Annotated in this window: 10 protein-coding genes; 7 read left to right on the top strand and 3 right to left on the bottom strand. The window is 70.8% G+C overall.

What is annotated here, in order from left to right; genetic code table 11:
• Positions 1-100: 100 nt before the first annotated feature.
• The 5 genes from QA861_RS03420 to QA861_RS03400 all read left to right on the top strand — a co-directional run bounded on the left by QA861_RS03420 (position 101) and on the right by QA861_RS03400 (position 6,427).
• Complete coding sequence (locus tag QA861_RS03420; protein WP_334586690.1) at positions 101-2,578, top strand: SpoIIE family protein phosphatase; 2,478 nt, start codon at positions 101-103, stop codon at positions 2,576-2,578.
• An 81-nt stretch (positions 2,579-2,659) separates the two neighbouring features.
• Positions 2,660-3,727, top strand: coding sequence for a glucose-1-phosphate thymidylyltransferase (locus tag QA861_RS03415; protein WP_006380950.1), 1,068 nt, complete (start codon positions 2,660-2,662; stop codon positions 3,725-3,727).
• Positions 3,724-4,755: a dTDP-glucose 4,6-dehydratase gene (rfbB, locus tag QA861_RS03410; RefSeq protein WP_334586689.1), complete on the top strand. Its 1,032-nt coding sequence runs from the start codon at positions 3,724-3,726 to the stop codon at positions 4,753-4,755. Before QA861_RS03415 ends, rfbB begins: the two co-directional genes overlap by 4 nt.
• Positions 4,752-5,624 carry a dTDP-4-dehydrorhamnose reductase gene (rfbD, locus tag QA861_RS03405; protein ID WP_334586688.1) on the top strand — a complete coding sequence of 291 codons (873 nt, stop codon included), beginning with the start codon at positions 4,752-4,754 and terminating at the stop codon, positions 5,622-5,624. Before rfbB ends, rfbD begins: the two co-directional genes overlap by 4 nt.
• Positions 5,624-6,427 (top strand): class I SAM-dependent methyltransferase, encoded by an 804-nt coding sequence (locus QA861_RS03400; protein WP_334586687.1) that lies wholly within the window; start codon positions 5,624-5,626, stop codon positions 6,425-6,427. Before rfbD ends, QA861_RS03400 begins: the two co-directional genes overlap by 1 nt.
• A 96-nt stretch (positions 6,428-6,523) precedes the next feature.
• Here the strand turns inward: QA861_RS03400 and rfbC are convergent, their stop codons facing one another.
• Together rfbC and QA861_RS03390 are read right to left on the bottom strand one after the other, a co-directional pair.
• Complete coding sequence (gene rfbC, locus QA861_RS03395; RefSeq protein WP_334586686.1) at positions 6,524-7,123, bottom strand: dTDP-4-dehydrorhamnose 3,5-epimerase; 600 nt, start codon at positions 7,121-7,123, stop codon at positions 6,524-6,526.
• 4 nt (positions 7,124-7,127) lie between these two features.
• Complete coding sequence (locus tag QA861_RS03390) at positions 7,128-9,104, bottom strand: glycosyltransferase family 2 protein (RefSeq protein WP_334586685.1); 1,977 nt, start codon at positions 9,102-9,104, stop codon at positions 7,128-7,130.
• A gap of 188 nt (positions 9,105-9,292) precedes the next feature.
• Between QA861_RS03390 and QA861_RS03385 the strand changes: the two genes are divergently transcribed.
• Complete coding sequence (locus QA861_RS03385) at positions 9,293-9,805, top strand: metallophosphoesterase family protein (RefSeq protein WP_334586684.1); 513 nt, start codon at positions 9,293-9,295, stop codon at positions 9,803-9,805.
• Here QA861_RS03385 and QA861_RS03380 read toward each other — a convergent pair.
• On the bottom strand, positions 9,796-10,908 hold the full coding sequence (locus tag QA861_RS03380) for an XdhC family protein (RefSeq protein ID WP_334586683.1): 1,113 nt from the start codon (positions 10,906-10,908) through the stop codon (positions 9,796-9,798). The two genes, QA861_RS03385 and QA861_RS03380, sit on opposite strands and share 10 nt — an antisense overlap.
• A 113-nt stretch (positions 10,909-11,021) precedes the next feature.
• On the opposite strand from QA861_RS03380, the gene QA861_RS03375 reads away from it, so the two are divergent.
• A complete protein-coding gene (locus QA861_RS03375) occupies positions 11,022-12,884 on the top strand; it encodes a cellulase family glycosylhydrolase (RefSeq protein WP_334586682.1) in 1,863 nt (620 codons plus the stop codon).
• Positions 12,885-12,910: the final 26 nt, after the last annotated feature.

Raw genomic sequence — 12,910 nt, 5'->3', positions numbered from 1 at the left:
GTCACGGCTGTCACGAGAGCACTGTGCGGAACGCACAGGTACGGCCGGGGCCGACGTACGCGAGTGCCAGGGGCTGCGCCCGGGCCCCATACGCGCTGTAATGACGAACGTGGGCAGAGAGGACGCGGGTCGCGGAACGAGAACGGCGCGCGCCGAACTTGCCCTCAAGTCGCTCACCGCCGAACTCGATCCCCGTGAACGCCTCCGCCGCGTCCTCGAACAGACGCTCGTCTTCGCGGGGGCGACCGTCGCCGCCGTCTACACCCCGGGCGACGCCGTCGACGTACTGTGCCTGGTCGAGTCGGCCGGTGTGCCGAGGACGCTGTACGGCCTGCGCGACAGCTACCCCGTGGCCGCCCACTCGCCCGCCGCCGACGCCCACCGCACCGGGCGGCCGATCTGGCTGGGCCCCGACGACCTCGCCGAGTGCGCCGAGTCCCGGCGGATGCCGGCCGGTGACGTCCATCTGGCCGCCCTGCCCGTCCGCGCGGGCGCGGCGGTCGGTGACGGCGGCTGTCTGCTCGCCGTGACGGAGAGCCCCGGCGGCTTCGACGACGAGGCCCGGGACTGCCTCGGACTGCTCGCCGACGCCGTCGCCTGGCCCGCCCCGCCCGCCGCCGGAGACCTCGGCGAACTGCCGGCCAACGCCTTCAGCCTCGCCATGGACAGCGGACGCGTCGAGGTCGGCGACGAACTCCTCGACCTGTTCGCCCTCGACCGGGCGGACTTCGACGGCAGGGTCGAGACCCTCCTCGGCCTGACCGTGCCCGAGGACCTGCCCTCCCTGATGTCCGTCGTCGAGGCCGACCACATGTCCATCGGCGACCGGGAGCTGGAGTTCCGGGTGCTCCAGCCCGCCGGCCCGCCGAGGTGGCTGCGGCTGCGCGGGCGGCTCGCGATCACGGGGGAGGGGCGGCCCGCCCGGCTCGTGGGCACGGTCGGCGACGCCTCCACCCTGCGCGCCGGCGTCACCGACGTGGCCCGCGTCCAGCGCCTCGCCGCCGCCCTGGCCACCGCCGGGACCGTCCGCGACGTCAGCAAGGCCGTCGTCACGGCGCTGCGCGAGCCGCTGCTGGCCGACCGGATCGCCCTCGCCGAACTGGAGAACGAACGGCTTGTCGTCACCGTCCTCGACCCGCCCGAACCCGAGTCCTGGCCCGAGCTGTGGCGGCTCGAATGGCGTTCCGAATGGCCCGAGTCACCCGTCCGCTCCATGCCCACACTCGCCGCCGCCCTGCGCGAGGGCCGCGCCGCGATCTGGCCCGCGGGCACCGAACTGGAACCCGCCCTCGACGGCGTCGGCCCCGGCGGCCTCGCCGTGCTGCCGCTCCCCGCCGGCGGCCGGATGGCCGGTGTCTGCCTGATCGGCTGGGACACCCCGCACGAGTTCGGCACCGACGAACGCGCCCTGCTCACCGCCGCCGCCGGCCTCGCCGGCCAGGCCCTGACCCGCGCCCACGCCTTCGACGCCGAGCACGAACTCGTCGGGATGCTCCAGCGCTCCCTGCTGCCCCGCCGCCTGCCCAAACTGCCCGGCGGGGTCGCCGAGGCCCGCTACCTCCCGACCACCGAGGGCCTGGAGGTGGGCGGCGACTGGTACGACGTGATCCCGCTGCCCGACAACCACGTGGCCCTCGTCATCGGCGACGTCCAGGGCCACAACGCGGGCGCCGCCACCCTCATGGGCCAGATGCGCACCGCCCTGCGCGCCTACGCCGTCGAGGGCCACCCGCCGGACGTCGTCGTCTCCCACGCCAACCGGCTCCTCGCCGACATGGAGACCGACCTCTTCGCCACCTGCTGCTACGTCGAGGTCGACATGGAGGAGGGCACCGCCTGGTACGTCCGCGCCGGCCACCTCCCCCCGGTCGTCCGCCACCCCGACGGCACCACCGAGGTGCCCGAGTCCGACGTCGGGCCGCCGCTCGGCGTCGTCGCCCGGGCCGACTACCCGATGAGCCTGCTGCGCCTCCAGCCCGGCACCCTGCTCGCCCTCACGACCGACGGTCTCGTCGAGTCCGCCGAGATCGACATCGAGGACGGCCTCGACGCTCTCGCCGCAGACCTCGCCGCCGCCGACCCCGCCCACCTCGGTCTGGTCGCCGACGCCCTGCTCGCCCGCGCCAACCGCAACGACGACGTGGCCCTGCTCCTGCTGCGCTACGACGGCATGGAGCACCGCCCGCTGCGCGAGAGCTGGACGGTGTGGCGGGTGCCCGAGGCGGTCCGGCACGCCCGCCGCTTCACCCGGCGCACCCTGCGCACCTGGGGTGTCGCGGGCGAGGCGGGCCTCCAGGAGAACATGGACACCGTGCTCCTCGTCGTCTCCGAGCTCGTCACCAACGCCCTCGTGCACACCGACGGCCAGGTCCGTCTCGACCTCACCGTCTTCAACGGCCGGCTGCGCGTCGCCGTCGCGGACAACACGCCCCGTACGCCCATCCGACCGACGAACCTCGGCTGGGAGGCCACCGGCGGCCGGGGCATGCTCCTGGTCGAGGCCATGTCGGCGGCCTGGGGAACAGTCCCGGTCAGCGGCGGCAAACAGGTGTGGAGCGAGCTCGCCCTGGAGCCCTGAGGGGACGCCGGCGGGCTCCCGCACCGGTCACGCTGCGGCACCGGATATTACGTCGTGGGAAATCGAAGCTAGGGTGAACGGATGAAGGCTCTCGTGCTCTCCGGTGGCGCCGGTACGCGGCTTCGGCCGATCACCCATACCTCGGCGAAGCAGCTCGTACCCGTGGCCAACAAAGCCGTGCTGTTCTACGGCCTGGAATCCCTCGCCGACGCGGGCATCACCGAGGTCGGCATGATCGTCGGCGACACCGCCGCCGAGATCGAGGAAGCGGTCGGTGACGGCTCGCGGTTCGGGCTGAAGGTCACCTACATCCCGCAGGAAAGGCCCCTGGGCCTGGCCCACGCGGTGCTGATCGCGCGGGACTTCCTCGGTGACGACGACTTCGTCATGTACCTCGGTGACAACTTCATCATCGGCGGCATCAGCGACCTCGTCGACGAGTTCCGCCGTCTGCGCCCCGACGCCCAGATCCTGCTCACCCAGGTGCCCGACCCGCGCTCCTTCGGCGTCGCCGAACTCGACGCGGCCGGTCAGGTGATCGGCCTGGAGGAGAAGCCCGAGCACCCCAAGAGCGACCTCGCGCTCGTCGGCGTGTACCTCTTCACCCCGGCTATCCACGACGCCGTACGCTCCATCAGCCCCTCCCGGCGCGGCGAGTTGGAGATCACCCACGCCATCCAGTACCTCATCGACGCCCGGTCCGACGTACGATCCACGCTCATCAAGGGCTACTGGAAGGACACGGGGAACGTCACCGACATGCTGGAGGTCAACCGCATGGTCCTGGAGGGCCTGGAGCGGCGGATCGACGGCGACGTGGACACCGCGTCCGAGACCATAGGGCGGGTGGTGATCGAGGAGGGCGCGAGCATCAGCCGCTCACGCATCGTCGGACCCGTCGTCATCGGCGCCGGAACCGTCGTCAGCGACTCCTACGTCGGGCCGTTCACCTCCGTCGCGGAGAACTGCCGGATCACCGACAGCGAGCTGGAGTTCTCCATCGTGCTGCGGGACTCCTCCATCGCCGGGGTGGGCCGCATCGAGTCCTCGCTCATCGGCAGGCACGTCGAGGTGACCCCGGCCCCCAGTGTCCCCAGCGCCCACCGACTCGTCCTCGGAGACCACAGCAAGGTGCAGATCCACTCATGAACCTCCTCGTCACCGGCGCCGCCGGATTCATCGGCTCCACGTACGTCCGCACACTCCTCGCGTCCGACGCCCCCGACGCGCCCCGGATCACCGTGCTGGACAAGCTCACGTACGCGGGCACCCTGGAGAACCTCCCGGCCGAACACCCCCGGCTGACGTTCGTCCAGGGCGACATCTGCGACGCCGAACTCGTCGACAAGCTGATGGCCGAGACCGACCAGGTCGTCCACTTCGCCGCCGAGTCCCACGTGGACCGCTCGATCGACGGCGCCGCCGACTTCGTCCGCACCAACGTCGTCGGCACCCAGGTGCTGCTCGACGCGGCCCTGCGCTACCGGGTCGGCCCCTTCGTGCACGTGTCCACCGACGAGGTGTACGGCTCGATCGAGTCCGGCTCCTGGCCCGAGGACCACCCGCTGGCCCCCAACTCGCCCTACTCGGCGTCGAAGGCGTCCTCGGACCTGCTCGCCCTCGCCTACCACCGCACCCACGGCCTGGACGTGCGCGTCACCCGCTGCTCCAACAACTACGGGCCGCACCAGTTCCCCGAGAAGGTCATCCCGCTCTTCGTCACCAACCTGCTGGACGGCAAGAAGGTCCCGCTGTACGGCGAGGGCCTCAACGTCCGCGACTGGCTGCACGTCGACGACCACTGCCAGGGCGTCGACCTGGTGCGCACCGGCGGCCGGCCCGGCGAGGTCTACAACATCGGCGGCGGTACGGAGCTGAGCAACAAGGAACTGACCGGACTGCTCCTCGAAGCCTGCGGCGCGGACTGGGACAGCGTGGAGTACGTCGAGGACCGCAAGGGCCACGACCTGCGCTACTCCGTCGACTGGGGCAAGCTCCACGACGAACTGGGCTACACCCCGCGCCACGACTTCGCCGCCGGCCTCGCCGCCACCGTCGCCTGGTACCGCGACAACCGCGCCTGGTGGGAGCCCCTCAAGCGACGCGTCGGCGCCGACGCGTCGAAGAAGGACGAGAAGCAGGTCGAGAAGCAGGTCGAGAAGCGGGTAAGCGGATGAAATGGCTGGTGACCGGCGCCGCCGGCATGCTCGGCCGCGACACCGTCGAGGAGCTCCTCCGGCGCGGTGAGAACGTCGTGGGCCTCGCCCGCGCCGCCCTCGACATCACCGACCCCGACGACGTGCGCCGCGTCTTCACCGACCACGAGCCCGACCTGGTCGTCAACTGCGCCGCCTACACCGCCGTCGACGACGCCGAGACGGACGAGGAGACGGCGCTGCGGATCAACGGCGTCGGACCGCGTCTGCTCGCCCAGGCCTGCGCCGAGCACCATGCCCGGCTTATCCACGTGTCCACCGACTACGTGTTCGACGGCGAGGCCCGGGACACCCCGTACCCCGAGGACCACACCCCGGCCCCGCGCACGGCGTACGGCCGCACCAAACTCGCCGGTGAACAGGCCGTCCTGGCCACGCTCCCGGACACGGGGGTCGTCCTGCGCACGGCCTGGCTGTACGGTGCGCACGGCGGCAACTTCGTGCGTACGATGATCGATCTGGAGGCGCGTCGGGACACCCTCGACGTCGTCGACGACCAGCGCGGCCAGCCCACCTGGAGCGCCGACGTCGCCGTACGGATCGCCGACCTCGGACCCCTGATCGGTCCCGAGGCGCACGGTGTCCTGCACGCCACCAACTCCGGCGAGACCACCTGGTTCGAGCTGGCGCGAGAGGTGTTCCGCCTCGTCGACGCCGACCCGGACCGCGTACACCCCACCACCAGCGCGGCCTTCGTCCGGCCCGCGCCCCGACCCCCGTACAGCGTCCTCGGCCACGGCCGCTGGCAGCAGGCCGGTCTCGGACCTCTCCGTGACTGGCGTACCGCCCTGCACGAAGCACTGCCACACATCCGCAAGGAGATTTCCTAGTGAAACGCCATGAGTTCCTCCGGGAGCTCCACAAGGTCAGCGCGAACAGGAACTACCTGGAGATCGGCGTCAACGACGGCCGAAGCCTGACCCTGTCCCGGGTACCGAGCATCGCGATCGACCCCGCGTTCAAGGTGGTCTCGGAGATCCGCACCGACGTCCATCTCGCGAAGGCGACCAGCGACGACTTCTTCGCCCGGGAGAACCCCCTCGCCCACCTCAAGGGCGGCCGGCACCCGCTGCGCAACCTGGCGCGCAACCGCAGCCCGTTCGGCTACTGGCAGCGCACCACGCTCGACCTGTCGTTCATCGACGGCATGCACCTGTTCGAGTACGCGCTGCGCGACTTCATCAACGTCGAGAAGCACTCGGACTGGGCCAGCGTCATCGTCCTCGACGACATGCTGCCGCGCAGCGTCGACGAGGCCGCCCGCGACCGGCACACCAACGCCTGGACCGGCGACGTCTACAAGCTGATCGAGATCCTCGCCCGGTACCGCCCCGACCTGGTCACGGTCCTCGTCGACACCGCGCCCACCGGACAGCTCATCGTCTTCGGCGCCGACCCCGACAACACCGTACTGAAGGACAAGTACGACGAGATCATCGCGGAGTTCGAGGTCCCGGACCCGCAGAAGGTGCCGGAGAGCGTCCTGGAGCGGACGCCGGCGATCAAGCCGGAGACCCTGATCGAGGCCGCCTTCTGGGCCCCCCTCGTCAAGTCCCGCAACCGCGGCACCAAGCGCTCGCGAGGCCTGGAGCAGCTGCGACGCAGCCTGCAGCCGCTGAGCACCTCCCGCTGACGCGGAACCGGACAACGGCCTGCGGCCCGGCTGCTGATCAGCAGCCGGGCCGCAGGCCTTTCTGGTACTCGTTCTGGTACTCGTCCGGTTCGGGAGCTACCGGTCGGCGCGCAGCCCCGCGTAGTAGGCCGCGCACTCCTCGTACGACGGCAGCAGCCCGGCCGCCTTCGCCTCGGCCAGCGTGGGCGCCTCGGCGTCCTTCTCCGACAGCACGGGCTCGATGCCCTCCGGCCAGGCGATGCCCAGCTCCGGGTCGAGCGGATGCACCCCGTGCTCACGCCCCGGCGCGTACCCCGTCGAACACAGGTACACCACGGTGGCGTCGTCGGTGAGCGCCATGAAGGCGTGCCCGAGGCCTTCCGCGAGGAACACCGCGTGCCGGGTCTCGTCGTCGAGCCGCACCGCCTCCCACTGCCCGTACGTGGGCGAGCCGACCCGGATGTCCACCACGACGTCCAGGACCGCCCCGCGTACGCACGTCACGTACTTGGCCTGGCTCGGCGGTACGTCGGAGAAGTGCACCCCGCGTACGACGCCCCGGCGTGAGACCGAGCAGTTCGCCTGCGCGAGGGACAGGTCGTAACCGGTGGCCTCACGGAACTCCTCGCCCCGGTACCACTCATGGAAGGCGCCCCGGTCGTCCGGGAAGATCTTCGGCTCGAGTACCCAGGCGCCTTCGATGTCCAGTGCTCGCATGCTGTCAGGCTCCGTTTCCGCGTCGCAGCCCGGCCTTGCGCGCGATCTTCCCGAGCGTGCGCCGCACCTTGCGGACCACTCGCTGCCCGGTGCTCGGCCCGGCCGGCTTGGCGGGCCGCACGACCTGCGGACGACCGCCCTTGACGCTCAGGCCGACGGACATCGCCAGGAACCGCGGCTCGGCTGCCTCCGGGGCCAGGCACAGCGACGGCTTCCACGTCCCGTCGGCCAGGGCGCCGCCGGGCAGCGTCGCCTCGACGAACGAACCCGAGCCGTCGGAAGCGCCGGACAGCGTGCCAGGCACCTCCACGGACTCGGCGACCGCCGACGAGGTCAGCCGCAGCAGCGTCTTGGTGTCGCCGGGCACGTGCAGGGGCAGTGCCACGCGCAGACGGTCACCCGTGATGGTGACATCGTCCGGCTTGAGGCGGCCGAGGCCCACACCCTTGACGGCGCGGTCGACGTCCAGGGACAGCGTCGCCTGCTTCGCCGTCCAGTACGGCAGGATCACACGGCCGGCGACCACACCGGCCTGCGGCACCGGGCGGGGGTCCAGCTTGACCGGGCCGAGACGGCACTCACGGGTCCAGCCGCCCAGCTTGATCCGGACGAACACGTCGAAGAGACCGCCGCCGAGTGCCACGCCGCCCGCCGCCGTGCCGGGGTCGACGGTGGCCGTGCCGCGCAGCACCAGCCGCACCTGCCCGTCCTCGTCGGCCGGGAGGGTCTCGCGGGTCAGCTCGACCGGCTGGAAGAACTGGGCCGCGGTGGTCCGCTCGCGCACCAGGAAGTCGGCTGTCGCGCTCCCGAACCGGGCGACGGTGGACGCGCCCACCCGGGCGATCGCGTCGTCGGCGTCGGTGGGCGTGCCGTCCAGGTCGGCGCCGTCGCTGTCATCCTCGGCGGGGAACGTCATCGGCTTGCCGCGCGAGGTGAACTCGGCGGTGAAGCCGACGTGCAGGACCCCGTCCCGCCATTCCACGCTCTGCGGGGTGGCCGTCGGGGCGAGGGACGCCTCCCACTCGGCGAACGCCACCACGTCGTCAAGACGGTCGGCGGCGATCAGCGCGGCCACGATCCGCTGCGCCTCCTGCATACCGTTCGCGACACCCGGGCCGAAGCGCTCGACGACGACCCCGCGGATCTCGTCGAACATCTCCTTGCGGTAGTCCTCCGGCAGCTTGAGAAGCCGGTTGGAGCGCATCCGCTCGACCATCTCGTTGCGCAGCCAGCGCCGGTAGAGACGGTCGCGCACCGCACCCGGTTCGGTGTACTGCTCGACGACGTCGAGTGCCTCGCGCAGGTTGCGGAAGTAGCCGACCGGGTCGAAGCGCTGGAATCCCGCGTTCGAGGCGTCGTCGCGCTTGACGTGGTAGTAGCAGACGTAGTCGCTGAGCACGGAGACGTTGTCCGCGCGCAGATACGCCTCGGTCACGAAGACATGGTCCTCAAGGCGCCGCCTGCCCTCGGGGAAGCGCAGGCCGATGCGGTCGAGGAACGCGCGGCGGAGCATCTTGTGCGGGGTGAGGCTGTCGATCAGCGGGGCGTTCTCGACACTGGCCTTGGGATGGTTGTGCCGGAACAGCTCGACCGGCACCGGGCGGCCCTTGCCGGCCATCTTGCCGACGATCACGTCGGCGCCGTTGGCCACGCCGTACTCGTACATCCGCTCAAGGGCCTCGTCGCCGAGGTAGTCGTCGTTGTCGACGAACATCACGAACTCGCCCCGCGAGGCCTCGATGCCGACGTTGCGCGGCTTGCCCGACCAGCCCGAGTTCTCCTGGTGGATGACCTGGAAACGCGGTTCCTCCGCGGCGAGCTGGTCCAGCCGGGCCGGGGTCTCGTCGGTGGAACCGTCGTCGACGAAGATCACTTCGTACTCGTCGGCGGGCAGCGACTGCCGCAGCAGCGACGCGACGCAGTCCTCGATGTACGGTCCCGGGTTGTACACCGGAACGATGACGCTGACCTTGACCGGCATACGGCTGGAAGCTCCCTTTTTGGCTCTACTCCCCGTATCCGCGACGGCGCGGACAGGGCTGCCTGATACTAACCTCGCACGGACCTCGCGCCCGAAGGGGCGCGGGGAACTGCGCGACCAGCCACGATGCTGCCGCAGCCGCTCGACGGCAAATCCTGGCATCCCGTGGAGCGCCTACGCTCGGGTCCGTGCACCTTCTGCTCCTCTCCGACACCCACCTCCCCAAACGCGCGCGCGAGCTGCCCGCACCCCTTCTCGACGAACTCCCGCACGCCGACGTCGTGTTCCACGCCGGCGACTGGGTCGACACGGCGACACTCGACCTGCTGGAGACCCGCTCCCGCCGTCTGATCGGCGTGTACGGCAACAACGACGGCCCCGAACTGCGCGCCAGACTCCCCGAGGTGGCCTACGCCGACCTGGGCGGCCTGCGCTTCGCGGTCGTCCACGAGACGGGCCCCGCACAGGGCCGCGAGACCCGCTGTGCCGCCCGCTTCCCCGACGTCGACGTCCTGGTGTTCGGCCACAGCCACATCCCGTGGGACAGCACCGCGGACACCGGCCTGCGGCTGCTGAACCCCGGCTCGCCCACGGACCGGCGCCGTCAGCCGCACCGCACCTTCATGACGGCGACAGTGACGGACGACGGCGGGCAGCTCACCGACGTGGTGCTGCACAGGCTGCCTCCCCGTCAGGCCTGACGCTCCTTCGGCGGATGAATGGCGCCGCCCGTCGCCGTCAGCGCCGCCCCGCTGCCGCCCCACCGCAGGGCGACTATCTCGGCGGCCACGGACACCGCCACCTCCTCCGGCGTACGGGCCCCGAGGTCGAGCCCGATGGGGGAGCGCAGCCGGGACAGCTCGGCTCTGGTGAGGCCGGCTTCCGTCAGCCGGCGCCGCCGGTCGTCGTGGGTACGGCGGCTGCCCATCGCCCCGATGTACGCGGCGGGGCGGCGCAGGGCCTCCTCCAGCAGCGGTACGTCGAACTTCGGGTCGTGGGTCAGGACGCAGATCACCGTGCGTTCGTCGGTGTCCGTGCCGCTCAGGTACCGGTGCGGCCAGTCGACGATCACCTCGACGCCCTCGGGGAAGCGCTCCGGGGTGGCGAAGACCGCGCGGGCGTCGCAGACGGTGACCCGGTAGCCGAGGAAGGCGCCGATCCGGGCCACGGCGGCCGCGTAGTCGATGGCGCCGAAGACGAGCATGCGGGGCGGGGGCGCGAAGGAGTGCAGGAACACGGTGACGGCGTCCTCGCGTCGTTCGCCGTGGGGTCCGTAGTGCCGCAACCCCGTTGCTCCCAGGGCGAGTTCACCGCGAGCGTCGGCGGTGACGGCCACGTCCAGGCCGGTCGTGCCGAGGGTGCCGGCCACCTTGTCGGGCCAGACGGTGAGCGTGGCGCCGCGCGCCGCGGGACCCCCGGTGACCGTCGCCACGGTCACCGGGCGGCCCGCCGCCACCGTCTCCGCGACCGCCGCGAAGGACGGGTCGAGGGCCGGCGTCACGGGCCGCACCAGCACGGTGATCTCGCCGCCGCAGGTGAGACCCACCGCGAAGGCGTCCTCGTCGCTGTAGCCGAAGGTCTCGAGGCGGGCCTCGCCGCTCGCCACGACCTCCTGCGCCAGCTCGAACACCGCGCCCTCGACACATCCCCCGGACACGCTGCCCACCACCTCGCCGCCAGGCCCCACCGCCATCGCGGCCCCCGGGTCACGGGGCGCGCTGCGGCTCACCGAGACGACGGTCGCGAGTCCGAAGGGTTCGCCCGCCGCGTACCAGCGCCCGAGCTTCGGGAGGATGTCGCGCACGATTCGCTCCTTTTGTCGCCCGTGTTACTTGATCATCGCCCATGGGCGTCAAAAGCTGAAGATTACTCAGGAGTCAGTTTCTATTGACGGCCTCTGATGCGCGCGGGACTGTAATGCACATGTCGAAGTCACGTGTGCATTTGCTCGGCGTACTGGTTCTGGTCACGGGTTTTGTGACCACTGTCGGCTCCCAGCCCGCCCGGGCCGACACCCTCTGGTTCGACTCTCCGGCCTCCACCACCCTCACCGTCCAGAACGGCCGGTTCACGGACTCCCTGGGCCGGGAGGTCGTACTGCGCGGCTACAACGTCTCCGGCGAGACGAAGCTCAAGGAGAACAACGGACTGCCGTTCGCCTCCGTGGCCGACGCCAAGAAGTCGGCGACCGCCCTGCGCGCGCTCGGCGGCGGCAACAGTGTCCGCTTCCTGCTCTCCTGGGCGTACGCGGAGCCCACCCGGGGGACGGTGAGCAGCAGCTATCTGGCCGCCGCCACCGCCCAGATGGGTGCCTTCCTGGACGCGGGCATCCGTGTCTACCCCGACTTCCACCAGGACCTCTACTCCCGTTGGCTCTTCGACTCGGACAGCTGGTACACCGGCGACGGCGCCCCCAAGTGGGCCGTCGACCTCGCCAACTATCCGGACGAGAGCTGCGGTATCTGCCTCCTCTGGGGGCAGAACATCACCTCGAACGCGGCCGTGCGGGACGGGGCGTACGACTTCTGGCACAACACCTACGGGATCCAGGACTCGTTCCTCGACACCGCGCAGAAGACGATGACGTATCTCAAGCAGAACCTGACGAGCGCGCAGTTCACCGGTGTCGTCGGCTTCGACCCGTACAACGAGCCGCATGCGGGCAACTACGACTCGGGCCAGACCAGCCGGACCTGGGAGAAGGACGTCCTGTGGCCGTTCTTCGTGAAGTTCCGGTCGCGGATGGACGCGGCCGGCTGGCAGGACAAGCCGGCCTTCGTGGAACCGAACATGTTCTGGAACGCCAACCTCGACTTCCAGAAGCAGGAGGGCGGCCTGCTCGACGCCGGGACCATCGGTCCGCGCTATGTCTTCAACACCCACTTCTACGACCAGAAGGCCATCTCCGGCGTCTTCATGTGGGGCAAGGCCGGTGACGGGCAGTACACCACCGACTTCGGTACGGTCCGCGACCGGGCCGCCGCCACCGGGACCACGGGGATCGTCAGCGAGTTCGGCCACCCCCTCAACGGCAACATCTCCGACAAGGCGCCGACCGTCCTCAAGGCGATGTACCAGGCCCTCGACTCCCGGGTGAAGGGGGCGAGTTGGTGGGCGAACGCGAGTGTCTCCGGGCCGGTCCTGTCCGGCAGCCAGTGGCAGTGGGACATCTACAACGGCCGCCACAGGGAGCTGATGAACGACAACGCCGACAAGGTGATCACCAGCGGTGACGGCTGGAACGACGAGGACCTGTCCGCCGTACGCCTCGACGACTCCGGTACGGCGGTGCTGCGGCAGGACGCCCGGATGCTGGACCGCGTCTATCCGGGCGCCACTGCGGGGACGGCGCTCGCCTTCACCTACGAGGACCGGTCCCGGGACGGGTCCACGACCCTGACCTGGAACCCGGTGCCGAGTTCACTGCCCAACGTGGCCCAACTGGTGGGCTCGGGCCAGTACTCGGTGCTGGTGTGGCGGTCGAAGGGCATCTCGGCGCCGACCGAACTCCATCTGCCCGCGTCCTTCCCGACGGCGACCACCACGGTCGTCTCCGACCTCGGCACGGTGTACGGCCCGCCGGCCTACACCAGCACGACCCCGATCGCGGTGGGCACCGAGCCCGGCAACACGGGAAGCCGCCGCGTGCTGCTCACCGCGCCGGACTCGGGGGTCCTGCACTACGCGCTGGTGACCAACGGGGCGACGGCTCCCTCGGCGACCCTGCTGAGCGCCGCGCGGACCGAACTGGCCTCGTGGGCCGCGCAGGAGTTCAGCTAGTCGAGCAACCGGCGGTCAACCGACCT

This window comes from Streptomyces sp. B21-083 (assembly GCF_036898825.1).
Taxonomy (GTDB): Bacteria; Actinomycetota; Actinomycetes; order Streptomycetales; family Streptomycetaceae; genus Streptomyces.
Note: the sequence above shows the minus strand (reverse complement) of the source record. Positions and strands in the feature narration are given on the sequence as shown.